This window comes from Tatumella morbirosei (assembly GCF_000757425.2).
Taxonomy (GTDB): Bacteria; Pseudomonadota; Gammaproteobacteria; order Enterobacterales; family Enterobacteriaceae; genus Tatumella; species Tatumella morbirosei.
On the sequence record NZ_JPKR02000005.1, the window covers coordinates 617,462 to 643,112 of the forward strand.

At 46.4% G+C, this 25,651-nt stretch carries 23 protein-coding genes, 2 tRNA genes and 2 rRNA genes; 16 read left to right on the top strand and 11 right to left on the bottom strand.

Going from position 1 to position 25,651, the window contains the following annotated elements; all coding sequences use genetic code 11:
• Window positions 1-421: 421 nt before the first annotated feature.
• From HA49_RS21545 to HA49_RS20700, 12 genes are all read left to right on the top strand, one after another.
• Window positions 422-589, top strand: coding sequence for a hypothetical protein (locus HA49_RS21545; RefSeq protein WP_156994693.1), 168 nt, complete (start codon window positions 422-424; stop codon window positions 587-589).
• A 305-nt stretch (window positions 590-894) separates the two neighbouring features.
• Window positions 895-2,070: a hypothetical protein gene (locus HA49_RS18385; protein ID WP_038016095.1), complete on the top strand. Its 1,176-nt coding sequence runs from the start codon at window positions 895-897 to the stop codon at window positions 2,068-2,070.
• Window positions 2,071-2,225: 155 nt separating this feature from the next.
• Window positions 2,226-2,399 carry a hypothetical protein gene (locus HA49_RS21625; RefSeq protein ID WP_038016098.1) on the top strand — a complete coding sequence of 58 codons (174 nt, stop codon included), beginning with the start codon at window positions 2,226-2,228 and terminating at the stop codon, window positions 2,397-2,399.
• A complete protein-coding gene (locus HA49_RS18395; RefSeq protein ID WP_038016100.1) occupies window positions 2,399-2,725 on the top strand; it encodes a hypothetical protein in 327 nt (108 codons plus the stop codon). Before HA49_RS21625 ends, HA49_RS18395 begins: the two co-directional genes overlap by 1 nt.
• Before the next feature lie 9 nt (window positions 2,726-2,734).
• Window positions 2,735-6,343, top strand: coding sequence for a tape measure protein (locus HA49_RS18400; RefSeq protein ID WP_038016102.1), 3,609 nt, complete (start codon window positions 2,735-2,737; stop codon window positions 6,341-6,343).
• A gap of 27 nt (window positions 6,344-6,370) precedes the next feature.
• The gene (locus HA49_RS18405) at window positions 6,371-6,814 is read left to right on the top strand and encodes a hypothetical protein (RefSeq protein ID WP_038016104.1); all 444 of its coding nucleotides are present in this window, start codon (window positions 6,371-6,373) and stop codon (window positions 6,812-6,814) included.
• On the top strand, window positions 6,801-7,028 hold the full coding sequence (locus HA49_RS18410; RefSeq protein WP_038016106.1) for a hypothetical protein: 228 nt from the start codon (window positions 6,801-6,803) through the stop codon (window positions 7,026-7,028). Before HA49_RS18405 ends, HA49_RS18410 begins: the two co-directional genes overlap by 14 nt.
• Window positions 7,025-7,267, top strand: a complete 243-nt coding sequence (locus HA49_RS21550; protein WP_156994694.1) for a hypothetical protein — start codon at window positions 7,025-7,027, stop codon at window positions 7,265-7,267. The genes HA49_RS18410 and HA49_RS21550 overlap by 4 nt, the downstream gene beginning before the upstream one ends.
• A 208-nt stretch (window positions 7,268-7,475) precedes the next feature.
• Window positions 7,476-7,703 (top strand): ribbon-helix-helix domain-containing protein, encoded by a 228-nt coding sequence (locus HA49_RS18420; RefSeq protein ID WP_038016110.1) that lies wholly within the window; start codon window positions 7,476-7,478, stop codon window positions 7,701-7,703.
• Between the two features lie 140 nt (window positions 7,704-7,843).
• Window positions 7,844-8,230, top strand: coding sequence for a DUF6979 family protein (locus tag HA49_RS18425; protein ID WP_052752551.1), 387 nt, complete (start codon window positions 7,844-7,846; stop codon window positions 8,228-8,230).
• Between the two features lie 320 nt (window positions 8,231-8,550).
• Window positions 8,551-9,444: a DNA-processing protein DprA gene (locus HA49_RS18430; protein ID WP_038016112.1), complete on the top strand. Its 894-nt coding sequence runs from the start codon at window positions 8,551-8,553 to the stop codon at window positions 9,442-9,444.
• Complete coding sequence (locus tag HA49_RS20700) at window positions 9,441-10,013, top strand: hypothetical protein (protein ID WP_052752552.1); 573 nt, start codon at window positions 9,441-9,443, stop codon at window positions 10,011-10,013. Before HA49_RS18430 ends, HA49_RS20700 begins: the two co-directional genes overlap by 4 nt.
• A 228-nt stretch (window positions 10,014-10,241) precedes the next feature.
• Here HA49_RS20700 and HA49_RS18440 read toward each other — a convergent pair whose 3' ends face one another.
• Both HA49_RS18440 and HA49_RS18445 read right to left on the bottom strand, forming a co-directional pair.
• Window positions 10,242-11,279 (bottom strand): S1 family peptidase, encoded by a 1,038-nt coding sequence (locus HA49_RS18440; protein WP_072055963.1) that lies wholly within the window; start codon window positions 11,277-11,279, stop codon window positions 10,242-10,244.
• 210 nt (window positions 11,280-11,489) lie between these two features.
• Window positions 11,490-11,918 carry a hypothetical protein gene (locus HA49_RS18445; protein WP_038016152.1) on the bottom strand — a complete coding sequence of 143 codons (429 nt, stop codon included), beginning with the start codon at window positions 11,916-11,918 and terminating at the stop codon, window positions 11,490-11,492.
• Window positions 11,919-13,510: 1,592 nt separating this feature from the next.
• Between HA49_RS18445 and HA49_RS22110 the strand changes: the two genes are divergently transcribed.
• On the top strand, window positions 13,511-13,708 hold the full coding sequence (locus HA49_RS22110; protein ID WP_038016116.1) for an STM2901 family protein: 198 nt from the start codon (window positions 13,511-13,513) through the stop codon (window positions 13,706-13,708).
• Between the two features lie 140 nt (window positions 13,709-13,848).
• Here the strand turns inward: HA49_RS22110 and HA49_RS18455 are convergent, their stop codons facing one another.
• Complete coding sequence (locus HA49_RS18455; RefSeq protein ID WP_038016117.1) at window positions 13,849-14,271, bottom strand: MarR family winged helix-turn-helix transcriptional regulator; 423 nt, start codon at window positions 14,269-14,271, stop codon at window positions 13,849-13,851.
• A 167-nt stretch (window positions 14,272-14,438) separates the two neighbouring features.
• Between HA49_RS18455 and HA49_RS18460 the strand changes: the two genes are divergently transcribed.
• Window positions 14,439-15,446, top strand: a complete 1,008-nt coding sequence (locus HA49_RS18460; protein WP_038016119.1) for an alpha/beta hydrolase — start codon at window positions 14,439-14,441, stop codon at window positions 15,444-15,446.
• A gap of 55 nt (window positions 15,447-15,501) precedes the next feature.
• Here the strand turns inward: HA49_RS18460 and polA are convergent, their stop codons facing one another.
• The 4 genes from polA to HA49_RS18480 all read right to left on the bottom strand — a co-directional run bounded on the left by polA (window position 15,502) and on the right by HA49_RS18480 (window position 20,621).
• Window positions 15,502-18,294 carry a DNA polymerase I gene (polA, locus tag HA49_RS18465; RefSeq protein ID WP_038016120.1) on the bottom strand — a complete coding sequence of 931 codons (2,793 nt, stop codon included), beginning with the start codon at window positions 18,292-18,294 and terminating at the stop codon, window positions 15,502-15,504.
• 361 nt (window positions 18,295-18,655) lie between these two features.
• Window positions 18,656-19,282 (bottom strand): thiol:disulfide interchange protein DsbA, encoded by a 627-nt coding sequence (dsbA, locus tag HA49_RS18470; RefSeq protein ID WP_038016122.1) that lies wholly within the window; start codon window positions 19,280-19,282, stop codon window positions 18,656-18,658.
• Window positions 19,283-19,308: 26 nt separating this feature from the next.
• Complete coding sequence (locus HA49_RS18475; RefSeq protein ID WP_038016124.1) at window positions 19,309-20,295, bottom strand: serine/threonine protein kinase; 987 nt, start codon at window positions 20,293-20,295, stop codon at window positions 19,309-19,311.
• Window positions 20,296-20,351: 56 nt separating this feature from the next.
• Window positions 20,352-20,621, bottom strand: coding sequence for a DUF1040 family protein (locus HA49_RS18480; RefSeq protein WP_038016126.1), 270 nt, complete (start codon window positions 20,619-20,621; stop codon window positions 20,352-20,354).
• 73 nt (window positions 20,622-20,694) lie between these two features.
• Here HA49_RS18480 and mobA point away from each other — a divergent pair, with 73 nt between their 5' ends.
• Both mobA and mobB read left to right on the top strand, forming a co-directional pair.
• Entirely contained in the window at window positions 20,695-21,267 is a 573-nt protein-coding gene (mobA, locus tag HA49_RS18485; protein ID WP_038016127.1) for a molybdenum cofactor guanylyltransferase MobA, read from the top strand.
• Window positions 21,264-21,776, top strand: coding sequence for a molybdopterin-guanine dinucleotide biosynthesis protein MobB (mobB, locus tag HA49_RS18490; RefSeq protein WP_038016129.1), 513 nt, complete (start codon window positions 21,264-21,266; stop codon window positions 21,774-21,776). The genes mobA and mobB overlap by 4 nt, the downstream gene beginning before the upstream one ends.
• A gap of 86 nt (window positions 21,777-21,862) precedes the next feature.
• Here mobB and rrf read toward each other — a convergent pair.
• The 4 genes from rrf to HA49_RS18510 form a co-directional block, all read right to left on the bottom strand.
• Window positions 21,863-21,978: ribosomal RNA gene (gene rrf, locus HA49_RS18495) — 5S ribosomal RNA — on the bottom strand.
• Between the two features lie 267 nt (window positions 21,979-22,245).
• A 23S ribosomal RNA gene (locus tag HA49_RS18500) occupies window positions 22,246-25,151 on the bottom strand.
• Window positions 25,152-25,332: 181 nt separating this feature from the next.
• A tRNA-Ala gene (locus HA49_RS18505) sits at window positions 25,333-25,408 on the bottom strand.
• A 118-nt stretch (window positions 25,409-25,526) separates the two neighbouring features.
• A tRNA-Ile gene (locus HA49_RS18510) sits at window positions 25,527-25,603 on the bottom strand.
• Between the last annotated feature and the right edge of the window lie 48 nt (window positions 25,604-25,651).

Consider the following 25,651-nt stretch of genomic DNA (forward strand, 5'->3'; position numbering starts at 1 on the left):
AGTTTTCCGTGGGATAAGTGTTCACCTGTTCACCTTTTTAAGATAACAAGATGATTTAAAACATAAAAACAGGGTGAACACTTACTCTTTAACTATTCACCAAGTGTTCACCACTGTTCACCTTTTTAAGTTTTATTGCCTGGATGGGTGAACACTTGTGAACAGTTGGTGAACACTACTATTCACCCTTCAAACCCAGACGCAGCAAGGCTTTCAGAGGTGCGGTGAACAGGTGAACAGTTAAAGCGCCCAAAACTTTTCCCCCAGGGGGTAACTTTTAAGCAAGGACTGATGATGAGTACAGAATCCAGCCAGAAAATGACCTATCAGGAACGCGAATCACTGAAAACCTTTACAGACCGGCGCCTTACAAGGCGACATCCAAAGCCTGCAAATGACGCTAAGGATGTTGACCCACTGGATGAGGCAGGCAACACAGATAGAATTTACTGAATATGCCGCTCACTGGACGGCAGCCCAAGCCCGGCGCGATGACGGCAATCACTCTACCGGCGCTATGGCTTATCAATGGCCTTTACGTTCCGGGTTAAAAATCAAACCGGGATACAGCGAATACAAAGGGGAATAATTATGACCGCACAGATTTCAGCGTACGGACGGCTGGTGGCCGACCCACTGTAAGTGGTAAAAATTCTGACGTGCTGGAGAACGCTAAAAAGTTAGCGCGATAAAAACTAGGAAAGCGTGTACTTAAAACAGTCATTTTTTAGCAAGAAAAAAATAATGTTTCACCTCTGGGTTTAAGTGTATATAAATCAATAAATTAATTAATTTATAGTACTTATGTGTCAATAGGTTAATGAACACGTTCTATTGTATAGATCCTAAAGAAATGGTTAGGATTATTCCGAACTTATTTCTCTGGGAACGATAATGAAACTCTCAATAATTGCTTGTGTAATTTCCGCAGTTCTTCTCACGGGATGTGGACCAAAACAACTTTCTCCTGAGGAGCAAAGTCAGGTTGCTCAACTTAAAAGTGAGTTGTCTCAAACTGAGTCAGAGTTGAATTCAACTCAGTCTGAAGCTAATAACTATGCTGGCGGAATTCTGAAATATCTGGCCGAAAGTCATCTCGAAGTACTTAAAACGAATAAAGCGCTGATTGAACAAAGAATTAATGCTATAGAGGCAGGAGCTAAGATTAATGTTGTTATAACAGGGGTCAAACCAGACCCTGATAAAGCAAACAGTATTCAAAAAGATATCGACACTCTTAAAGCACAGATTAAAGAGGCGAAGAACGATGCGGCACAGTATTCTGGTGGTCTAGTTCTTTCCATGAAGCTGGTAGCAATAGCTACCCAGGAACAAACCCTTGCAATGTTACAACAGAGATACTTATCTGCGAAATACGGTCTGGCCGAGGTTAAAAACCCAGTGTTAAACTCGGTTTCAGCACCAGCACCAGCACCAGCACCAGCACCAGCACCAGCACCAACAGATGTCTCTGCAAGTCAGCCCAAAGCAACCCCCAATGAAAACTTACTTCCACCAGCAGATGGGCCATTTGGATTACAGGAAGGCCTAACTCTGAAAAATATTGAAGATATGACTGGTAGCAAACCCATACCTATTGAAGGCTCAACCAATCTGTATTCAATTAGTACGGTGCCGAAGCCCAACAGTGACTTCGAGGGTTTTGGGCTTCTGATTTCTCCAACTGTAGGATTGTGCCAAATAAGAGCACTAGGTAAAACTATTCAATCAGATAGCTACGGGTTGAATATTAAACAAAAGTTTGATGATCTCGACCAAATTCTTACATCCAAATATGGAGCAGGCAAAAAAACTGACTTTTTGCTTTCCGGTTCAATTTGGAAGGAGCCCCAGGACTGGGTGATGGGCCTGAAACAACAGGAGCGCTTCCTCATGAAAGACTGGAAAAATGCCGAACAAACAGCAATGAAGGAAAGTAATTTGTCTGAAGTAGGGATTCAGGCTCGGGCTGTGGATGCTAATTCTGGTTACATTTTCCTTGAATATGATTTTAAAAATACGCCAGCATGTACCGCAGAATTAGAGAGTAAGAAGAAATCCTCCCTCTAAACCGATCACCCGCTTCGGCGGGTTTTTTGGCCTAACCATTAACAGAACTGATCTCTGAGATCGAATTATTGTTTCAAAATACGGAATAAATGCCTTAATGGTTGCGATTATTGCAACTATAATGACTGTATATAAAACCAGCCATAGAGGTGTTTATGACCAATCCAACACTAAAGCCTGTCTTACTCAGTCGCGAACAAATCGCAGCTCTGCGAGAAATCCAAGAGCAGGAGCGCAGCAAATCCCCTCTGAATATCGCGCCTACAATCCATGTTATCGCCCGTCAGTTAATGGATCAGGCTCTGGCCCAACTTCACGGGGCCGCATAATGGAACAACTCAACAGGCTTTCTGATGCCATAGCTTTTGCATACCTGAACTATTTACGTCATAGCACCGGCGGAACCCGCTTTGAACATGACGGCTGGCACGGCGAAATTACCCATGAAAATTTAAGCTATGGGCTGATGATTAACGCCATAGCATTAGCTAAGGGTAATTCAGCAGCCAATGCGGAAGCAGTCGCGTATGGCTACCTCTCCCCTTTGATATGTCTTGAAGGCCGTGAGTACAGAGTGACTGAATGGGGTGTTCACGTCATTGAATTTATGACGCGTAAAGCACTGGAAAAAAATCATAAACCGGCGATTCACTAGGGATAAGTTATGGATAACCAAAAACTGGGAGGCATCTATTTTGATGTGAGTATTGATTGTGAAAAGGCTATAGATGCGCAGAGGAAACTCAGCGGAAGCCTTTCAACAATGGAACAGGGATTCAACCGCCTTGGTCAGCCCGTAGCATCAGCGGAAAAGTCTCTGGTATCGCTTTCAAAGGTGGCAATGTCACTCTCTGCCGCGCTGTCAGTAAAGCAGATTACTGAGTACGCCACCGCCTGGGTTGATGTAAACAATAAACTCGCCAATGCCGTTAAAACCAATGAATCTCTGGCCGAAGTTACCAGCCGTGTATTTGACATAGCGCAATCAACGAAAAGTGATCTTCAATCCACAGCCGCACTTTACGGGACGCTTGAGCGTTCTACCCGCAGCCTGGGACTGAGCTCAGACGATTTATCATCAGTCATTAAAACCGTTAACGAAGGGCTGGTACTCTCCGGTGCCACAACCCAGGAAGCGGCCGGCGCGACACTTCAGCTATCTCAGGCTTTAGCCTCCGGGGCTTTGCGTGGCGACGAATTTAACTCAGTATCAGAGAACGGCAGCCGTCTGGCTCAGGCGCTGGCTGATTCTCTGGGGGTTAATATCGGCCAGTTAAAGAATATGGCCGCTCAGGGGCAACTGACTTCACAGGTAGTAATTAATGGTTTACTGAGCCAGGGCGCGACGATTTCCCAGGAATTCAACAATCACACGACCACGCTGGCGCAGTCATTACAAATTGCCGGTAATAACCTCACTAAGTTTTTCGGACAGAACACCACCGTAAATACATTTTTAACTGCGGCTGGAAGCGGCATTGTTACTCTGTCTGAAAACATTAGCGGTCTGGCTTCAGTCCTCAGTGTCGCTGCGGTGATAATGGGCGGCAGATATGCGGCAGCATTGACTCTCTCTGCAACATCCTCACTGAAAAATACTCTGGCAACCATTCAGCAGTCAAAAGCAGCAGCAACCGCAGCACAGACAGCAACTCTGCGAGCTCAGTTTGAGGAACGATCGGCAATAGCTCTGAGAGATTCAGCGTTCAGGGAGGTTGCGCTTGCTTCCGCTCAGGTACAGTCAGCCACAACAGCAGCGGACGCGGCTTCAGCACAATTACGGTTATCTGCCGCGAGACTGGCAGCTACTGACGCAGCACTGGCAGCAACCCAGGCAACTAACAGGCTGGCAGTGGCACAGGAAGCATCAGCAGTCGCATCCGCATCTTCCAGTGGCGCTATCTCAGGACTGGCCAGAGGCGCTCTTGGATTGGTTGGCGGCCCCGTTGGCGTGGCTATGACCGCCGCAGCCGCTATTTACTATTTCAAGCAACAGTCAGACCAGGCAAAGAAATCTGCTAATGACCTGGCGGATTCGGTCAGTGCTTTAGTCGGCCAGTTCCGTGAAATGAGTGATGTACAGCTGGGCGCTGAAGTAGCAAAGCTGAGCCAGAATATCCCGGCACTGACTGAGCAGGTAAGCGATATGCAAAAAGCCTACAGTGACGCGACTTACCGTGTACAGGATCTGCAAAAAGAGATAACTAATTTCGGAACCAATACTACCCGCGGACGACAGGCTTCTGAGGCATTACAGGGCGCACTCGATGACCAGGCTATCGCTGCTGCCAATTTAGATAAGGCACAGGACAGATTAAGCCAGACACAGAGCGCAGTTAACATTGGACACGCTCAGTTAAACGGTACCCTGCTACAGGGCGCAGATTTACTTTCCAGAGAAAACACTCAGGTAGGTGTTGCTGAGGGGTTATATCGCAAATTTGGCCAGGCACTTGATATTGCGGCGCAGGCAAAAGAAAACTTCAATTCCAAAAGCCTTGTTATGCAGAGGCCGGCTGACGCTGAAGGTTACCTGAAAGACTTAAAAGACCAGAACGACCTGTTAGCTATTCAGGATTTAAGGCAGCGGGCGATAGCTAAAGGCAGGCTGGATTTCCAGAATAAAATTGCCGGGAATAAAAATACTGACCAGGGTTATCTGAATTCATCAAAATACCAGGCTGATATTAATCTGGCCGGTGAACTGGCAGGTAAACAGTACGATGAGCAGCAGGCCGATGCCGCCAGGCAGAAGCAGCAAAAAGCAGGTATTCAGACAGATAATCAGCAGGCAAAAGCAGAAGAAACTGTAGCCCAAAAACTTGAGCAACTCCGTCAGCAGTCTGACCTCAATGCTGTTTCATCCCAAAACCTGACTCTGGAACAGGCAAAACTCCGCGCTGAAATGTCTCTTGGGAAGAATGCCACGGCAGCACAACGGGCAGAAGCTGCTAAATACGCGGAATCAATCTGGCAGCAGGCCGCAGCACTCAAAGCCAGAAATCTGATACCAGAAGTTGCTGAAAATGATGATTACAGCGACAAACAGGCACAGCTCGACCTGCTGAAAAACCAGACTGACTCTCACGGAAAGCTACTGCTGAGTGAACAGCAATATAACGAGCAGTCGGAAAAGCTGGCCCAACAGCATCTTGTTAACCTGCAAAAAATCCACGCCCAGGAGCAGACCAGCAACCCGATAGCATCAGCACGGGCTGAAGTTGACCCTATCCAGCAGTTAACCAATCAGTACAACCAGCAAAAATCTCTGTCTGAGCAATACCAGGCTGAAGAACTGGCAATCCTACAGGCGGCCAATGCCAAAAAGCTGATTAGTGACGAGCAGTACCAGTCAGCGAAAGCCACTACTGAAAATCAGTACCGGATGCTGAGAACAGCGGCTGATAACCAGTATGACGAGCAGAGAACCGCCGCCGAATGGCAGTTACTGAGTCAGCAGGGGTTGGGTTATCAGACCCTGACAAATGCAGTTGATACGTTCAGCCAGTCAGCGGGCAGCGCACTTACCAGCGTGATTACAGGAGCATCCAGCGGCAGAGAGGCAATGGAGCAGTTAGGCCAGGCGATTCTGAGCAGTGTTGTGAATACACTGGTTCAGGCGGCAGTCCAGGCGCTGATTGTTAAGCCGTTACTGGCGGCATTCGGTATGACTGCTGAATCATCTCTTGGCGCGAGTACAGCAGCAGCAGGTGAGTCATACGCAGCCTGGGCACCGGCAGCGGTTGCGGCTTCAATAGCCACATTAGGTACTGCCGCCGGTACCGGACTTGCAGCTTATGCGGGGACGATGCTGGCGGGTACTGCGATTGGCAGGGGCCGAAAGAATGGCGGGCCCGTTAATGCCGGGGGTATTTATCCGGTGGGTGAAGGTAACCTCCCGGAGTTCCTGCAAACAAACAGCGGTCTGTTTATGATCCCCGGAAGTAACGGTCGTGTATTCAGCAACAAAGATATTACCGGCGATAACGGGCAGCCTGTAATACCTAAAGCCAGTACAGGCTCGCAGTATCTGGGCAACTCTGGAAGCACGAATAACAGCACGACAGACAAACAGTCAGGAAATATTCAGGTGAATGTCCAGTTTGTTGACCAGACATCAGGTGGACAGCATTCGTTCCAGGCGCAGGCAGCACAGCAGGAAGGCGTGGTTACTGTAACCGGATTTCTTACTGACATGGCATCGGGCGGCCCTATGTCATCGACGGTACAGTCAATGTTTGGGCTGTCCCGTAAGGCAACCGGAGATTATTGATGGCTATAAAGATAAAGGATTCCGCACATGCCTCCTGATAGCAGGAAAGAACAGGAAAAACACCCGACCCGCTGGCAGAAAGGGAAATCAGGCAACCCAAACGGCAGGCCGGGCAAAGGCGCAGAAATACGGCGACAACTGATGGAGTTAACCCCCGAGGCTATGGACTCAATAACTGCCGGTATTAAAGCCGGTGATACCGCCTGCCTGAAAATATGGGCTGACCGTTGCGACCCGGTGAATAAAGCTACGCTGCCGGCTGTCGAGTTTATGGCTGATACCACCGATTTAACCCGCTTCAGCATGTCTGTACTGGCCGCAATCAGTAAAGGTGAGGTTACCCCTGATATAGGTACTCAAATCATTAACGCCGCTGCCAGTGTTGCCCGTGTCGCTGAGATTGACCAGATGCGCCGTGAACTGGCAGAACTACAGCAGCAGGTACAGGAGATGATGAATGACAATGCGTAAAACGCTGGATGACCTGAGAGCAAAAGTTAACAGTATGTCGCCGGAGGAAAGAATCAGCGGCATTGTGCTGGTGGGGATAGATAAAGACCCTGACGGCGAAATTATTGTTGCCAGCAGGTCATATATCCCGTTCGGAAAACATGGGGGAGAAGCCTGGCAGGAAGAATACCCTGTAGGTGATCCACGGCGCGTGAAATTGGAGCAAGACCAGTGACAACCAAATCCGCACTATCACGATTACGGGCTCAGTTAGCCCACCAGCATAATGACGATTCACGAACAGACGTTTCCGTTATCTCTGCCCTGATGGATGAAATCGCCGGAGACAAGCCAGACGGAACGGCGGCGGCTATCGAGGCCAGGCAGCACAGGCGTACCGGGTATACATTCCCACATAGCCCGGAACTGAGAAGCGCACTCAATATGCCGTCTGATGATTTACCGGCATGTTAGCAGTACCAACCTTTGATGATTTAGACACCAGTACGCGCGCGGGCGCGAGGAGACAGGCCAAAGTGTAAAATTACACTTTGATAAATCATCGGGGTAAACACAGCAGAGGGCAAAAAAGTCCTCTGGAACAAAATCAGCAGGTTATCCTCATAGGCTAAAGGCAGTATCCTGCCTTTGATGATTAATTGAGTCCATAAAAGGGGCAGCCATGCCAGCAAGTGAGAAGAAGAACACGAACCGGTATTTTAATGGTGTAGAAACTACACGTTTAATCGTGACCGTTGAAAGTGGGCTGGTGGCACAGGTTGATGACCTGATAGGCACTCACCGTTACGGCGATATATCCCACCCGTGCCGCCGGAACCGCGCAGAATTCGTCAGGCAGGCCATAGCTGAGAAGCTGACGCGGGACAGTTTAGGAACCACTGAGGCCTAATAGATGGACAGCAGAGCCGGGAAGGTTCGCAGTAGATACGCAAACCGGTACGCAGTGTGGTACGCACCATAAGTACACATCTGGAGTGCGTACCAGTTACAGAATACTACCCAACATTAAACACACCCACTGGGGTTCATATGCACAAGTATTCAAAAGCAGCATTAATTACAGTAGAAGCATGCGCCAGCAACCTTCACTTAAATCTCGATGACGAATGGGATAAAGCTATTAAAACTCTGGGGGTGTCAGATAAGAGTTGCCCCAAACTTGCTTTCAAAGGGCTTTGCTCTGAGGGAATGGTGAAAGGAATTAACCCTGATAGATGCCTGTTCAAACGAGAATCTAAGAATAAAAACTATGCAGTAAAGGCCGCTAATCTTCTACTCACAGGCCATGAAGCAGACGCAAAAACTTTATGGGGCAACGTAATCCATGAGAAAAAGGCTCACAACGGGCAGATGTTCATAGTGATTAACCTATACAATGCGGGGCTGCTTCAAAAGTCCAATAAAAGCGCTGAGTAAATATAGATATTATGGGAGAGCGACCAATGCTAGACCGTACATCGTTAGAATTAGCCGTGCTACAGATGGCTCGACTACAGGGCGAGAAGTTGGATAGACACACGCTATACACCACCCGCAACGAGATTAGAAACGCACTGGCAGCAAAAGAGCGTTACCGCCGAACGATGGAAGCCCCGCCCTACCAGTGGAACAAGCCGGAAAAGTTGAGACGATGATCGTAAGCTTACTCTTATTGACGTAATTGTTGTTATACTATAAACAATATGAACATTGCATAAAACAAACAGTGTTTAACAATAAGCGGATATTCAAAAACTATGTCACTACTTGATTTCGAATCACATAACTCCTTCGAGAGTGCTGTATCTCCTTTTAGGGAGATGGCTGCCTATGAGGCATTGTGGACGGAACAAGGCGCCACATTTAAAACGATTGCCGATAAGTTTCGTAATACGAGTGCGGCTACTTTGCCTTCCGAGCTAGTACCAGACAGCACCATCGATAAATTTAAATCGAAAATTATAGAGATTCTTAACAAATATAATGTTGAGGACTTCGGGGTGCGAGTTCATGGCGCTGGTGAGTATCCAGAAAAATTACGGGACGCTAGACACCCTATAGAAGTCCTTTACTATCAAGGCTGGTGGGATTTAGTCAATACTCCCTCGGTAGCTGTTGTAGGTTCACGTAAAGTTTCAGAGGAAGGTGCTCGCAGAACAAGAAAGCTTGTGAAATGTCTTGTTCAAGATGGCTTTACTATAGTTTCCGGCCTAGCTGAAGGCGTTGATACTAATGCTCATAGAACCGCTTTAGAAATGGGTGGAAAAACTATAGCTGTTATTGGCACTCCTTTGTCTCATAATTATCCAAAACAGAACATAGATTTACAGAAGACTATACGCGAAAACTATTTGCTCATTAGTCAGGTGCCATTCCAGCGTTACCTGAATCAGGATTACCGCAGCAATCGTATTTTCTTTCCTGAACGCAATATAACAATGTCTGCTCTGACTAAAGCAACAGTTATTATTGAAGCTTCTGATACATCAGGTACATTGACCCAAGCGAGAGCAGCCTTGGCACAAGGTAGAAAGCTGTTCATTTTGGAGTCGTGTTTCCAGAATAAATCCATATCGTGGCCTGCTAAATATGAGGCACTCGGAGCAATTAGAGTTAAAGATTATAATGATGTTCGGGAACACTTAAAATGACATTCCGACTAACACAAATCGACGAGTTAACTCGTCCAGATCATTATTATCTAGATGAGACAGATCATTGCTATTTTTTTGGTGAATACACAGCTCGCCAAGGATTTTCGTATAGCAGTACTAACCAGCTAATTTTAAATCTTAAAAAAGGGAATAATGAAAAGGGAACTTTTGCTTATCGATATAAGGGAGTAGCAATACAGCAAGTAGCCAATTTAATAACTAGTACTATTACTAACTTACACGATTATACATTTGTGCCTATTCCTCCTTCGAAGTGTAGTCAAGACCCAGCATACGACGACCGTATAACGGCTATTTTAAGGCTATGTCATCAAACTAACGGTAATGTACAATTTCGTGAGATGATTTCCCAACGTCACTCCATGGGCGCTTCACATAATTCTGCGGCTCGCCCGAGCCCGGCTCAAATAGAAGAAAATTATGAATTTAACCAGGAACAAGCTAATGGTATAAGAGGGACTATTGTAATTTTCGATGATGTTCTTACAGCAGGAAGTCACTATAAGGCCATGAAAGATAAAATAAAAAACATATCCCAAATGTAGGTATAATGGGGCTTTTTGTTGCAAGAACAGAAAGAAACTCTGACATTGTTATGGATTGTGATCTTGCTGATTAATTTAAATCATGAAACAGTTAAGATTGAATGGTGATGGTATTATTTTAAACCCTAATATAAAAAATATACACAACACCATCTTGAATTTAGCTCATCTCTTATCAAAATTAAATTTTAGTAACATCGATATTCATTCATAAATCTATAAAAAGAATTAACTCCATCCATCTGTGAATCTCTCTCTAACCAATATGTAATCATATTCTTTAATAACTCCATCTTTCGCCTCTTTCGCTGCTTTCTTCAAAAGCCAAGATGGTGAGATGCTCACTGGGGTAGCTAGCAAATACCCTTTTTCATGAATATTACTATGAATCGGACAAATAGAATTAAAATATTGTACAGCTAAATCAATAATATTTTCATTTGAGCAGTTAAACTCGATACAAACATCCCTATCATCGTCATAAACAGTCAATATAAAATCAAAAGCATGAGGGTTTAATTTCGCAGTATTCTTTAGAGCTAATTTTATTATAGCTAAAGACTCTATGTTAGGATAAAAATCATTCGCATCTGGATCCCAACCATGATTGCATGCTAATTCAACAGCGGAGGATATACTTATACATGCCATAAAGCCAGTTTCTAATGCCTGATCATTTAAACATAGACTATCAGTAACTAGAGCTATAGCTCTTCCTTTATCATTAATTATAGGCCCTCCACTAAAACCACCTCTAGCCATAGTTGCTAGTACATAACTCAAATATTTGCTTCCTCGCATAATAATTAAGGAACTAATTGTAGAATTAACAGCAACCTGAAATGGATATACAGTTATCGGAATCGGCGGGTAACCAATACATAAAACTTCAGATAATAGCAATGAGTCTTCTGACTGATATATATCATGCGTAAAACTTAACTTAATTGGAGGTATAAATTCATAATTTTCAACTTTTAAAATAGCCACATCCTCATTGGCATTCTCTAAAAAAACTGGTTCCATACATACTTTTAATATTAATGGTCGTTCATTTTCTGAAAGAGGCGTATACCATTCAGCGTTCATATTCAGTGACTGGGTAATGCAAATCTCACGTATAGTATTCTGAAAAACCACATGCTTAGCAGTAACAAAATACCCCTGCCCTATGTGAAAGGCTGTACCAATAGCCTCATCCCCTTCGGGTGTTTTGACTGAAACGTATGCAATACTACGGCAACATTCTTGGTATATTTTTCTCAAAACCCTCTCCAAATTATATTATATAGCAACTTACTTGACCAAAAGGATAGAACAAATATTGAAAATATTTAGAAATTATGCATTGAATAATAAATCAAACACCTCAATTTAAAATATATAATTTCAAAAAAACATATTTCATTCAAGAGCAATTAAATAAACCGGACTAAATAATATATCTATTCTGAATATCGATTAGATTTAACTATATTATTCTAATAATAAAATTATTTTCGTAGCGGTGTCCTTTTGACGCTTCCACGCGCTGTAGATGTCCTTATCCCATGCCTTACCTGCCCTAGTCTGAAAGCCCGCCTCGTTAATCCTTTGAGCAATCACACGTCCGTTATCAAGACCCTGTTTAATGGTATCTGCCACCACTTGAAGAACAGCAGACTCATTATATGGATGCGGGGGAATACCCTGCTTACCGCCAATCAACGCAACGGCCGCAGTTTCCATACGCTCAACTAGTGACAGAATCCGGTGATCGGGATTACTTTCTGGCTGGCCTAACTTCTGACGTACAGCGTCAATCAGCCATGCTGTTTTGTCGGTGCCGGACTCACTCACAGCAGAGGTGAACGATTCAACCAGTTCGGCAGGAATACGGAAGGTTACAGACAGGGACTTACTCATTATGACCACCAGCATGAGGGAGACAGAACGACATTTTACCACCGTAAGACAGCGTAAGACAGAAGCCAGTACCTCCGAGGTAATGCTTTCAAATTCGACCCATCGAAGCTATTTCCGTAGCTTCACCACCTACCGACAAATCAGACCGCTGTTTTACCCCTAAAGTATAAAACCGCTAATTTGTGGTTATTGATACAGGGATTCCCGGAACGATGGTAAAGCCCTGGTCCGGACTTAGGGTAGTTTTACGAGTATTTCGTAATACCGGGATTCCGGTAGTTTACCAGCCACTCAAAGAGACTCACTACAGAGTAACCAGCATTTACCCTGTCAGTTGGGAGCCAATGATATTTGCTCACAAAGGCAGGATGTTGCCTTAGCTTATCCCCTGAGAGTTACCGACAGTAACGCACAAAGTAGGAAGCACCGAAACCGGAGGCTCATGTCCATTAGAGCCGATACCCATATTCTGGGTAACGGTAGCACAGTTCTACGCTTTGCTGCTTAATCATGTGTTTAACACACATTTAGAACCCGCAACCCGCCTCAAAATTGAGGAGAGATACCTTGCTTAAAACGTGAACCTCACAAAACCTCACTTTTCATAGAAGTTTTTTAGAAAAAACCGATTATTTTCATCTATTCCAACAAAATAATTTTTCTTTTTGATAAATAAAGTTGTAGCCACAAGGATGGTTACATCAGAAAAATAAGGAGTTGGATATGATGATGATCATAGAACTCAACGGAGCTGACTTGGCGGCACATAGCTGTGCTTACCGAGTACTATTCGTTGGTAAATACTATGCCGCAATTTGGGCATATTAATGATTTAGGGGCCTATGCCCCTTTTTGGTACATACGGAAACCTACTGACAAATCGGTCGGCAGTATTACGCTTTGCTTTTTAATCATGTGCTTAACACACATTTAGCACCCGGCTCAAAATTGAGTTGGCTGATTTGATTGATAAAAATGACTACCACGCCACAGACCTACTACACAAAAAAGGTAGTGGCCTACCCAACCCCATGAAGGGAGTAAGATTACGGCAAGGTTTTAACCCGGGGTCGTACCGTGGGGATCTAACCAATTGGCAGAATCAGGAAAGGGATTTACTCACTGGATGGCAGGAGCCAGAGCAAGGATAGAAATTAACCATTATCTCCTAGCACTCTAATTTGCCGTGTACACAAGGGTGTACCTATAGCAAACATCTATTATCAGGAATCCAGTAATTACTGGGCTTTAATGGCTGTACTCAATAAACAGATCCAAATAACGTTTCACGCGACCTCGTGTTGTCTCATTAAGTCCTACCTGGACAAAAAGGCCATTGTAAATCATGGCCTTTTTTGTTTTATATAGTCTCACATCGTATCACTAGATCGCGTGTTTCGTATGTACATAGACGTGTACATACTGGCATTTATGACACGCAGTTTATGTACACAGCAATGAGACAAGATAAGCATGGCAAAACTGACAGACTTACAAATCAGAGCATGGATATGATCTCTTCCCTTTGTTCAGTCCCGGTGTAAAGTGGAGTTTCCGGCTTTTCTTTTTCTCAGTGAATGAGGTCATCCGGCATGAAAAAGACACGTTATACGGAAGAACAGGTAGCTTTTGCGCTGAAAACAGGCAGACACCGGCACCCGGGTGAGTTCATCGGGCGAACAATACCGATGGTAGGTTGGATGCTTCCCGCAAGTGATGTAGTAACCATTACATACAAAGCGATCTCTGATTACAACAGAATAGCCCGGGGAAACAATAAAACCGAGTGAGGGAAAACGAGATATTAGCTTTTTTTCGTAAAGAGTTATCGCTAATGACCACTCTCACTATGAAACCAATTCTCATTGATAAATAACCTGACCGGGGCAGAGCTCCCGGCCAGCGTTACCCGGCAGCAATTCATTATCGCTTATAAATCTTCCAGCAACTGATGAGATAACTGACGTAGAGTCGTCAGTTGCTGGTCATTCATACTGATAGAACAACGCAACTGGTTTGGAATATCACTAATTCGTGTTTGCAGAACCCGGGCTTTCTCTGTCAGCAGTGCTTTTTTCACCCGCTCATCTTCCGGCACCGGCACCCTGTTAAGGTAACCTTTAGCTTCCAGCTTTTGTACCAACGGAGTCAGGGTTCCCGAGTCAAACAAGGTTTTCTCCCCCAGTTCTTTAAGAGAGATATTATCCTGTTCATACAGAGCCAGCAGTACCACAAACTGCGGGTAAGTCAGATCAAATTCCTTCAGATACGGCCGGTACTGCCTCATAAGTGCATTGGTCACTGAATACAGTGAGAAACATAGTATATTGTCCAGTTTGTTGATTTCATTCATTTTTATATCCCGGCGATACGATTTACTAAAATTATTATAAATAATATTTGACTAAAAGTATCTTGTGCGCAAGTATTATAAGAACAAGGTGAATTGCAAAACCACCTAACTGAGACCAGGTTTTACAATGCATCATCAACTATCACTGACTAATAGCAGGCTAAATCATGAAAACTAACTTTGATGTTCTGACTTCTGACGTATTTGCCGCTCAGGCTTCGGCTTCTGCCAAACAACCGGCTCCTACCGCCGGAGTAAAAGCATTCCTTGATATTCTTAACTCGGGGGATGGAAAGCCAATGGAACAAATGACTCCGCAGGAAGCGCGCCAGGTACTGATTGGTGCTCAGCAAGGTGTCGAATTACCTGCTGCACAGGTTTCAGAAAAGATTATTGAAGCTGGCGGACAGCGTATTACCCTGAAAATAGTCAAACCGGAAAACAGCAACGCTACTTTACCAGTATTTATGTTCTTCCATGGCGGAGGCTGGGTATTGGGTGATTTCCCGACCCACGAACGTCTGATTCGTGACCTGGTTCGTGAATCTGGTGCAGCAGCAGTATATGTAGATTACACACCATCACCGGAAGCACAGTTTCCTGTCGCTATTCACCAGGCTTATGCTGCCACTCAATGGGTTGCAGAGCACGGAGCGGAAATCGGGGTTGATGGTAGCCGGCTGGCACTGGCAGGCAACAGTGTTGGCGGCAACATGGTGGCTGCCGTAGCACTGCAGGCAAAACAACTTTCAGGACCTGCCATTCGCTATAATGTGATGCTTTGGCCGGTGACTGATGCGGCTTTTGATAATGCCTCTTACCAGCAATATGAGAATAACCATTTCCTGACCAGAAATATGATGAAGTGGTTCTGGGATAATTACACCACCAGCGCGGCAGACCGTAACAGTATTTTGGCCTCACCTTTGCGGGCCAGTAGCGAGCAACTGCAGGGCTTTCCGCCAACACTGATTCAGACGGCCGAACTGGATGTTTTGCGTGATGAAGGAGAGGCATTTGGCCGTCATCTGGATGCCGCAGGCATACCGGTGACAGTCACCCGTTATAATGGCCTGATCCATGATTACGGATTGCTGAACCCGTTAAGTAAAGAGCCTGCTGTAATCACTGCTATTGCAGAAGCTGGTGCAGAATTACGTCGCCATCTGAAATAATCAGCGATGTTGTACGCAAAAACAGCCCGGAAGGGCTGTTTTTTCTGCAAGATGTCTAGTGAGCCTGTTCCCAGTTATCCCCGGTGCCGACTTCAACCAGCAGAGGAACATCCAGTTTCAGGCTACTTTCCATAATATCGCGGATCGCTTTAGTTGCCGTCTCCACTAATCCCTCGTCCACTTCGAAAACCAGTTCATCGTGTACCTGCATTATCATTTTTATCTTTTGCGGATCCTGTTGGCTGAGCCACTGGTCAACATCTATCATCGCCCGTTTAATAATATCGGCAGCCGTTCCCTGCATTGGGGCATTGATTGCCGCACGCTCCGCAGCCTTACGTCGGATAGCATTGCCTGAATTAATATCCGGCAGATATAAACGACGCCCTTCAAGGGTTTCAACGTAACCCTTTTCTGCGGCAGACTGACGGGTGCTTTCCATGTAACGCAGAACCCCCGGATAGCGTTCAAAATACAAATCCATGTATTTTTTAGCCTCTCCCGGCCCAATATTCAGTTGTCGTGACAAACCAAATGAACTCATGCCATAAATCAGTCCGAAGTTGATGGCTTTTGCACTGCGTCGCTGTTCAGCACTGACCTTTTCAACAGGGGTACCGAATACTTCAGCGGCAGTTGCTTTATGAATATCTTCTCCATGAGCAAATGCCTTCAGTAATCCGGCATCCTGGGATAAGTGCGCCATAATCCGTAGTTCTATTTGCGAGTAGTCCGCAGCCAGAATACGTTGCCCTTTAGAGGCAATAAAAGCATGGCGGATACGTCGACCTTCCTCATTACGTACCGGAATATTTTGCAGGTTAGGATCGGTTGACGAAAGCCGCCCGGTGGCCGTTACCGCCTGGTGATAAGAGGTATGCACGCGTCCGGTTAACGGATTAATCATCTGTGGCAGTTTGTCGGTATAGGTAGACTTTAATTTTGATAAGCCACGATGCTCAAGGATCACCTTAGGTAACGGATGGTCAAGCGCCAGCTCAGCCAGAACTTCTTCACTGGTTGAAGGGGCCCCGCCTGGCGTTTTTTTCGTCGGCTTTATCCCCTGCTTTTCAAATAAGATCGTCTGTAACTGTTTCGGGGAAGAAAGATTAAAGGGTTCACCGGCCAGTTCATGGGCTTTTTGTTCCAGCTCATTAAGACGTACGGTCAGTTGCTGAGAGTGTTCTGCCAGCATCGCGGGGTCAATCAACACACCATTACGTTCAACGCGGGAAAGTACCGACACCAGCGGAATCTCTATTTCCTGAAACACTTTCAGTGGCCCGGCTTCTTTTTTCAGTAATGGCCATAATTTCAGGTGCAATTGCAGAGTCACATCAGCATCTTCTGCCGCATACGGGCTGGCCTGCTCCAGAGCAATCTGATTGAATGTCAGCTGTTTTTTACCTTTACCGGCAATATCTTCAAAGGTAATCGTTTTATGATTCAGCCAGCGCTGTGAAAGGCTGTCCATATCATGTTTACCCGCCACGCTGTTCAGGATGTAAGATTCCAGCATGGTATCGAAACGGATCCCTCGCAATTCGATATCATAGTTTTTCAGAACACCACGATCATACTTCAGATTCTGCCCCACCTTGCTACGGTTTTCATCTTCAAGAAGTGGCTTCAGCCTCTGTAGAACCTCATCTCTGTTAAGCTGTGCAGGTGCATCCAGATAATCATGGCCCACCGGTAAATAAGCGGCATCCCCGGGCGCAACTGCAAATGAGAGCCCGATAATATTGGCAGACAAGGTATCGAGTGAGTCTGTTTCCAGATCAAAGGCAAAGAATTCGCTGCTATTCAGCTTGTCCAGCCATTGATCAAAGCTCTGTTGATCAAGAATGGTCACGTAATTATCCGCAGATAATGTCGCCTCAGCCGGAGCGATAGCGGCAGTCTCAGGTTCTGCGGTAACCTGACTCATTTCACGTTTAGCCGGTTTTTTATCATCCAGCCAACGGCCATCTTCAACCTCGGTGATCCAACGTTTAAACTCATACCGGCCAAACAAAGTCAGCAACTCTTCACTGTCCGGCGCATTTACCTGTAACTGTTCACAACTCTGTTCCAGGTCTACATCAGTTTTAATCGTTGCCAGCTGATAGGATAAAAATGCCAGTTCTTTATTTTGTTCGAGTTTACCGGCCATGGTTTTCGCACCACGGAAAGATAATGTGGCAACTTTTTCCAGATTCTCATAAATAGTCGCCATACTACCCAGGCCCTGTAACAGTGCCTGGGCTGTTTTCTCACCCACTCCGGGAACTCCGGGGATATTGTCCGAAGAATCGCCCATCAGAGCCAAATAATCGATGATCAGTTCCGGGGGAATACCATATTTTTCCTTAACTTCTGACGGACCAAGGATAGTATTGTTCATGGTGTTTATCAGGGTAATATTAGACGTCACCAGCTGCGCCATATCTTTATCCCCGGTACTGATGAGCACCGGTCTCCCCTGTTTATCTGCATCCCGCGCCAGCGTACCGATAACATCATCCGCTTCAACCCCGGAAATCACCAACACTGGCCACCCCATTGCCTTGACCATCTGATGAAGTGGTTCTATTTGCGCACGCAAATCATCAGGCATCGGTGGCCGATGAGATTTATAGTCCTCAAATAGTTCATCACGAAATGTTTTACCTTTGGCGTCAAATACTACTGCAGCATGGCTCGGTTTGTACTGGAGCAACAGGCTTTTCAGCATGTTCAGAACACCGTACATTGCCCCCGTCGGTTCACCGGCACTGTTAGTCAGTGGAGGGAATGCGTGGTAAGCACGATAGAGATAAGAGGAACCGTCTACCAGAATCAGGGGGTTTTCTGCAATTTGCGCCATAAGTTGCGATTTCTTCTGTTGCTGTTGGAGATGGCTAAGCATGCCACATCGGGAAGAGAAATGTTGAACCGAAGCGCACGACAACAGTAAAAAATCCCGATTATCTAAGATGATCGCACTGATCTTTCTGTGGATAAGTTTGTGCGTAATTTTATTTTCAGATCTTAGAAGTTAACACACCCACAGCCGATAGCCTGTAAAAACAATATAAATCAAATGGATATATAGTTAATTTAATGATCGACACTGTTGATGCTATTTTTATATTTTGTGGATATTAGTAATTTATATGACTTACCCCTCAACACGTTCAAGGCAAAAAAAACGCCGCAATTGCGGCGTTCTGTTATGTATCTGACGCTTACTTTGAAATCAGATACTTCACCACGTTGACATAATCAGCAACGAAGTTATTCATTGAACTGGTATCAAGACCGGCATTGTTTACCAGATATTTACCATTAACAAATACAGAAGGTACGCCGTTAATGTTGAAATCAGTTGCGGCTTTTTGCTGCTCACTCACCAGAGCTTTTACCGCAAAGCTATTCCAGGCCGCATCATACTCTTCTGAAGTGATACCAGATGCTTTAAGGAAGGCTGCTTTCAGAGAAGCCTGGTCGGTAATGGTCTGGGATTTCTGAATACCATCAAAAATAGGATCGACAACCTTACCTTCAACTCCTAACGCCATGGCTACAGCCCAGGCATGAGTTACCACAGGGGCAAAATCTCCGCCCAGGAAATCAACATGGTAGCGTGTCAGTTTAACGCCTTGTGGCAGACCGTCTTCCAGGGCCTGGTTAATCCGGTATGTACGCTCAAAATCATAGCAGTGCGGACAGAAGAAGGAGAAGAATTCTACGACTTTAGGTGCGCCCGGGATGGCTTTATCCAGGGTAGTATACTGTTTTCCATCGGAGAACGTTGCTGCTGAAACACTGAATGCCAGCATGAAACCAACTAACGCGAGCCAGATCTTTTTCATTTTTTAAACTACTCCAGGTAACATCATCAAAATTGAGGAGATAAAGGCGGTATCGGCTGATGGAGGGTTTTCTCCTGTTCGGAAAAAATAACCACCTGACGACGCCAAAAATCCTCATCGGTAATCCAGGGAAAGGCCAACGGAAACGCAGGATCTTGCCAACGTTTCAGAATCCACGATAAATAATAAACCATGCGCATCGCACGTAAAGGTTCGATCAGTATCAATTCGTTAACATCAAAGTTGCTGAATTCGGAATAAGCTTCCAGCAATATATCCCACTGGATGCGTTGTTCCTGCAAATCACCGTTCACCAGCATCCATAAATCCTGCACAGCCGGCCCGTTACGGGCATCATCCAGATCAACAAAAAAAGGGCCATCACGCCACAGGATATTTCCCGGATGGCAGTCACCGTGCAGTCGTAAAGATTGCCAGTCATCACTCCAGACCTGCTGTAAGGTGACGCCCAGATTATCCAGCACTGTCAGTAAATTACTTTTAACGGCAGGGGGAATTAACGATGAGCCCGCAATAATTTCCCGCGGTTCAGTGAAATACTCTGTCAGACCGAGAGTTGGTCGATGGGCAAACAGAGCTTTTTTACCGGTCTGGTGTAAACGCCCGAGGTATCGACCCACAGCTTCCAGCTGATCGTAATTATCAGTTTCATATTGACGGCCACCTAAACTGGGGAATACTGCAAACCAGAATCCCTCCGAATGATGTAAGGTACGCCCCTGTAATACCAGCGGAGCAGCTACCGGCACTTCATCGGTAGCCAGTTCAGCGGTGAACTGGTGTTCTTCCAGTAACTGTAACTCTGACCAGCGTTGCGGGCGATAAAACTTGGCCACATAACGTCGCTTATCTTCATCACTAAACTGCCAGACCCGGTTTTCATAACTGTTCAGTGCAGTTAGCCCTGAATCAACACGAATCCCGGTATCCCATAGCACATCCAGTATCTTCTCCGGATTGAGCGTTTTAAAATTAAAAGCTGCATCGCTCATAGATAGCCATATCGTTGTCTTCGTTACTGTGCCAAGAATAGCATTATATTGTGGTTTTAGTCTTTAATTACCCCTCTGGCTTTCAGAATCGCCGTTTTAAAATCATCTTCATAATCTTTTTTCAGACCAGGAATCACTGATTGTTTGTCAGAGCCGCGCAACTTCAGGTGATAAATGAGAACATCATCCGGAAGTGATGCAAGTTCACCGCTAAAACCGCTTTCCCGGGCCAGTTGCTGTAAAAACTGCAACAGATTAAGGTCAGATTGCTGCTGCCACGCGGGTAACAATAGTTCCAGCAATTCAGTCAGACGTTTATCTTGCATAAGTAAACTCCCTGTAGGGTTATAATTAACCAGTAAAATATCAGGGTTATGACCACAATAAAAGAGAGGTTATATGAAGGATATTACCGGCGTTATTCTTGCTGGCGGAGCCGGACGGCGAATGGAAGGAAAAGATAAAGGTCTGGTGATGTTTCATCATCAACCTCTGTTTATGCACGTCGCCAGACGCTTTGCGCCTCAGGTCAGCAGATTACTGATCAGTGCTAATCGTAACCATGATATTTATCAGCAATATGGTTACAGTACATTCAGTGACAGTCTGTCGGATTTTCAGGGCCCCCTGGCCGGAATATTAAGCGGTCTTTTAGTTTCCTCCAGCGACTGGGTAGCATTTGCCTCCTGCGATGCTCCGTTTGCACCTGAAAATTTTGTTGACCAGCTCTGGAAAAATAAACAGGAGGATCGGGCTTGCTGGATTCAAACCCGTCACCGCGACCATCCGGTTTTTTGCCTGATAAACCGGCAATTAATCCCCGAATTGAAAAGTTATTTATCCTCCGGTGAGAGAAGAGTCCTGACTTTCTTACAACAATATGGTCACCCGGTGATAAGTGATACTCCTGAATCTTCATTTATTAATATGAACACCAGCGACGATCTCAGGGATTATGAGGAGCAGAAATGACAGTACCGGTACTCGGGATTGTTGCGACCAGCGGCACTGGAAAGACAACGCTGTTGAAACAGATAATACCTCTGCTAAAACAACACGGTATCAGACCGGGGCTTATCAAACATACCCATCATCAGATGGATATTGATATCCCCGGTAAGGATAGCTATGAATTGCGCAAAGCAGGTGCAGATCAGGTCATTGTTGCCAGCCAGCAACGTTGGGCTCTGGTTCATGAAACACCAGACAGTCCACCTCCGGATTTGCAGGCCCTTGCTTTAAGAATGACTCAGAATAGCCTGGATATCATTCTTGTCGAAGGGTTCAAACAGGAACCTATCCCAAGAATTATGCTGTGGCGTAGTGGGTACGGAGAGATTCCTGATTTTCGGTCTGAACAGAATGTTATTGCTATTGCCAGTGATCACTCTTTCACCCCAGGTGATATTCCCTGGCTGGACATTAATGAGCCGGCAATGGTTGCAGAATTTATCCGGAACTGGCTGGAAGCGCGTGAGTAATAACCAGTGGCCCTGCAGCCACTGGTTTTGATACCTGTAAAAGCAAAAAGGCCATCCGTCTGGATGGCCTTTTTGTCTTATTGGATGCCTGGCAGTTCCCTACTCTCGCATGGGGAGACCCCACACTACCATCGGCGCTACGGCGTTTCACTTCTGAGTTCGGCATGGGGTCAGGTGGGACCACCGCGCTCTAGCCGCCAGGCAAATTCTGTGCTCGGAATGAATCTTTTATACAGATACTGCGTTACTTCCCTCGCGTTCCTCAGTCACATACTCTGTGTATGCTCCTTCAGACCGTCTCAGTCAGTGCCTTGTCTCTGCACAAAATATTTCATTCCCGCTAATTCTTAAAACCGCTCTGCTCTTACGGAAAATACTCATGTCCGCAGAACACTGCTAAATTCTTAATTTAACTATCAGGAACTCGCTGAAAATCTTTGCGTCTCTCGCAAAACGCCTCTGGCGTTGTAAGGTTAAGCCTCACGGGTCATTAGTACCGGTTAGCTCAATGCATCGCTGCACTTACACATCCGGCCTATCAACGTCGTCGTCTTCAACGTCCCTTCAGGACCCTTAAAGGGTCAGGGAGAACTCATCTCGGGGCAAGTTTCGTGCTTAGATGCTTTCAGCACTTATCTTTTCCGCACTTAGCTACCGGGCAATGCCATTGGCATGACAACCCGAACACCAGTGGTGCGTTCACTCCGGTCCTCTCGTACTAGGAGCAACCCCCCTCAATTCTCCAGCGCCCACGGCAGATAGGGACCGAACTGTCTCACGACGTTCTAAACCCAGCTCGCGTACCACTTTAAACGGCGAACAGCCGTACCCTTGGGACCTACTTCAGCCCCAGGATGTGATGAGCCGACATCGAGGTGCCAAACACCGCCGTCGATATGAACTCTTGGGCGGTATCAGCCTGTTATCCCCGGAGTACCTTTTATCCGTTGAGCGATGGCCCTTCCATTCAGAACCACCGGATCACTAAGACCTGCTTTCGCACCTGCTCGAACCGTCACTCTCGCAGTCAAGCTAGCTTATGCCTTTGCACTAACCTCACGATGTCCGACCGTGATTAGCTAACCTTCGTGCTCCTCCGTTACTCTTTGGGAGGAGACCGCCCCAGTCAAACTACCCACCAGACACTGTCCGCAACCCGGATAACGGGTCCACGTTAGAATATCAAACATTAAAGGGTGGTATTTCAAGGATGGCTCCGTACGAACTGGCGTCCGTACTTCAGTGCCTCCCACCTATCCTGCACATCAAGGCTCAATATTCAGTGTCAAGCTATAGTAAAGGTTCACGGGGTCTTTCCGTCTTGCCGCGGGTACACTGCATCTTCACAGCGATTTCAATTTCACTGAGTCTCGGGTGGAGACAGCCTGGCCATCATTACGCCATTCGTGCAGGTCGGAACTTACCCGACAAGGAATTTCGCTACCTTAGGACCGTTATAGTTACGGCCGCCGTTTACCGGGGCTTCGATCAGGAGCTTCTCGCAGAGCGATAACCCCATCAATTAACCTTCCGGCACCGGGCAGGCGTCACACCGTATACGTCCACTTTCGTGTTTGCACAGTGCTGTGTTTTTAATAAACAGTTGCAGCCAGCTGGTATCTTCGACTGGCTTCAGCTCCGGGAGCAAGTCCCTTCACCTACGCGCCAGCGTGCCTTCTCCCGAAGTTACGGCACCATTTTGCCTAGTTCCTTCACCCGAGTTCTCTCAAGCGCCTTGGTATTCTCTACCTGACCACCTGTGTCGGTTTGGGGTACGATTTCGTGTTACCTGGAGCTTAGAGGCTTTTCCCGGAAGCAGGGCATTTGTCACTTCAGTGCCGTAGCACCTCGTCATCACGCCTCAGCCTTAAGAGATTCCGGATTTGCCTGGAATCTCAGCCTACACGCTTAAACCGGGACAACCGTCGCCCGGATGACATAGCCTTCTCCGTCCCCCCTTCGCAGTAACACCAAGTACAGGAATATTAACCTGTTTCCCATCGACTACGCTTTTCAGCCTCGCCTTAGGGGTCGACTCACCCTGCCCCGATTAACGTTGGACAGGAACCCTTGGTCTTCCGGCGAGCGGGCTTTTCACCCGCTTTATCGTTACTTATGTCAGCATTCGCACTTCTGATACCTCCAGCAGACCTCACAGTCCACCTTCAATGGCTTACAGAACGCTCCCCTACCCAACAACACATAGTGTCGCTGCCGCAGCTTCGGTGCATGGTTTAGCCCCGTTACATCTTCCGCGCAGGCCGACTCGACCAGTGAGCTATTACGCTTTCTTTAAATGATGGCTGCTTCTAAGCCAACATCCTGGCTGTCTGAGCCTTCCCACATCGTTTCCCACTTAACCATGACTTTGGGACCTTAGCTGGCGGTCTGGGTTGTTTCCCTCTTCACGACGGACGTTAGCACCCGCCGTGTGTCTCCCGTGATAACATTCTCCGGTATTCGCAGTTTGCATCGGGTTGGTAAGCCGGGATGGCCCCCTAGCCGAAACAGTGCTCTACCCCCGGAGATGAGTTCACGAGGCGCTACCTAAATAGCTTTCGGGGAGAACCAGCTATCTCCCGGTTTGATTGGCCTTTCACCCCCAGCCACAGGTCATCCGCTAATTTTTCAACATTAGTCGGTTCGGTCCTCCAGTTAGTGTTACCCAACCTTCAACCTGCCCATGGCTAGATCACCGGGTTTCGGGTCTATACCCTGCAACTTAACGCCCAGTTAAGACTCGGTTTCCCTGCGGCTCCCCTATACGGTTAACCTTGCTACAGAATATAAGTCGCTGACCCATTATACAAAAGGTACGCAGTCACACCCCAAAGGGTGCTCCCACTGCTTGTACGTACACGGTTTCAGGTTCTTTTCACTCCCCTCGCCGGGGTTCTTTTCGCCTTTCCCTCACGGTACTGGTTCACTATCGGTCAGTCAGGAGTATTTAGCCTTGGAGGATGGTCCCCCCATATTCAGACAGGATACCACGTGTCCCGCCCTACTCTTCGAACTCACAGTATGTGCATTTTCATGTACGGGACTTTCACCCTGTATCGTGCGCCATTCCGGACGCTTCCACTAACACACACACTGATGATGGTTCAGGGCTGCTCCCCGTTCGCTCGCCGCTACTGGGGGAATCTCGGTTGATTTCTTTTCCTCGGGGTACTTAGATGTTTCAGTTCCCCCGGTTCGCCTCGCAACACTATGTATTCATGTTGCGATGATGCACTGAGTGCACCGGGTTTCCCCATTCGGACATCGCCGGCTGTATCGGTTCATATCACCTTACCGGCGCTTTTCGCAGATTAGCACGTCCTTCATCGCCTCTGACTGCCAGGGCATCCACCGTGTACGCTTATTCGCTTAACCTCACAACCCACAGACGTCTTGCAACGACTATGAATCGTAAAAGTTTTTGAGAGACTCTGAACAACTTTCGTCATTCATTGTTTTCAAATTTTCAGCTTGTTCCGGATTGTTAAAGAGCAATATCTTAAACATGACTCGTAAGTCATCTTTAAGATAAATATTCAGTGAGCATACTGAATGATGGTGGAGCTAAGCGGGATCGAACCGCTGACCTCCTGCGTGCAAGGCAGGCGCTCTCCCAGCTGAGCTATAGCCCCATCGATGGGTAAACTTCTGATTACCTTAGTACCTTGAATTCTTTTTCAGACAAGGCATGGCTTCGCGACGCATAGTGTACTATGCGAGCCGGAGTCGTAACGCCGTATGAGAAAGAATTGGTAGGCCTGAGTGGACTTGAACCACCGACCTCACCCTTATCAGGGGTGCGCTCTAACCACCTGAGCTACAAGCCTGCAGAAGATTACTGCTCTCTTTATTTTCTATCAGACAATCTGTTGTGG

Excerpts from the sequence above, each read along its gene's own strand:
- HA49_RS21545 (WP_156994693.1), top strand. The coding sequence starts at position 422 with ATGAGGCAGGCAACACAGATAGAATTTACTGAATATGCCGCTCACTGG.
- HA49_RS18385 (WP_038016095.1), top strand. The coding sequence starts at position 895 with ATGAAACTCTCAATAATTGCTTGTGTAATTTCCGCAGTTCTTCTCACG.
- HA49_RS21625 (WP_038016098.1), top strand. The coding sequence starts at position 2,226 with ATGACCAATCCAACACTAAAGCCTGTCTTACTCAGTCGCGAACAAATC.
- HA49_RS18395 (WP_038016100.1), top strand. The coding sequence starts at position 2,399 with ATGGAACAACTCAACAGGCTTTCTGATGCCATAGCTTTTGCATACCTG.
- HA49_RS18400 (WP_038016102.1), top strand. The coding sequence starts at position 2,735 with ATGGATAACCAAAAACTGGGAGGCATCTATTTTGATGTGAGTATTGAT.
- HA49_RS18405 (WP_038016104.1), top strand. The coding sequence starts at position 6,371 with ATGCCTCCTGATAGCAGGAAAGAACAGGAAAAACACCCGACCCGCTGG.
- HA49_RS18410 (WP_038016106.1), top strand. The coding sequence starts at position 6,801 with ATGACAATGCGTAAAACGCTGGATGACCTGAGAGCAAAAGTTAACAGT.
- HA49_RS18420 (WP_038016110.1), top strand. The coding sequence starts at position 7,476 with ATGCCAGCAAGTGAGAAGAAGAACACGAACCGGTATTTTAATGGTGTA.
- HA49_RS18425 (WP_052752551.1), top strand. The coding sequence starts at position 7,844 with ATGCACAAGTATTCAAAAGCAGCATTAATTACAGTAGAAGCATGCGCC.
- HA49_RS18430 (WP_038016112.1), top strand. The coding sequence starts at position 8,551 with ATGTCACTACTTGATTTCGAATCACATAACTCCTTCGAGAGTGCTGTA.
- HA49_RS20700 (WP_052752552.1), top strand. The coding sequence starts at position 9,441 with ATGACATTCCGACTAACACAAATCGACGAGTTAACTCGTCCAGATCAT.
- HA49_RS18445 (WP_038016152.1), bottom strand. The coding sequence starts at position 11,918 with ATGAGTAAGTCCCTGTCTGTAACCTTCCGTATTCCTGCCGAACTGGTT.
- HA49_RS22110 (WP_038016116.1), top strand. The coding sequence starts at position 13,511 with ATGAAAAAGACACGTTATACGGAAGAACAGGTAGCTTTTGCGCTGAAA.
- HA49_RS18455 (WP_038016117.1), bottom strand. The coding sequence starts at position 14,271 with ATGAATGAAATCAACAAACTGGACAATATACTATGTTTCTCACTGTAT.
- HA49_RS18460 (WP_038016119.1), top strand. The coding sequence starts at position 14,439 with ATGAAAACTAACTTTGATGTTCTGACTTCTGACGTATTTGCCGCTCAG.
- polA (WP_038016120.1), bottom strand. The coding sequence starts at position 18,294 with ATGGCGCAAATTGCAGAAAACCCCCTGATTCTGGTAGACGGTTCCTCT.
- dsbA (WP_038016122.1), bottom strand. The coding sequence starts at position 19,282 with ATGAAAAAGATCTGGCTCGCGTTAGTTGGTTTCATGCTGGCATTCAGT.
- HA49_RS18475 (WP_038016124.1), bottom strand. The coding sequence starts at position 20,295 with ATGAGCGATGCAGCTTTTAATTTTAAAACGCTCAATCCGGAGAAGATA.
- HA49_RS18480 (WP_038016126.1), bottom strand. The coding sequence starts at position 20,621 with ATGCAAGATAAACGTCTGACTGAATTGCTGGAACTATTGTTACCCGCG.
- mobA (WP_038016127.1), top strand. The coding sequence starts at position 20,695 with ATGAAGGATATTACCGGCGTTATTCTTGCTGGCGGAGCCGGACGGCGA.
- mobB (WP_038016129.1), top strand. The coding sequence starts at position 21,264 with ATGACAGTACCGGTACTCGGGATTGTTGCGACCAGCGGCACTGGAAAG.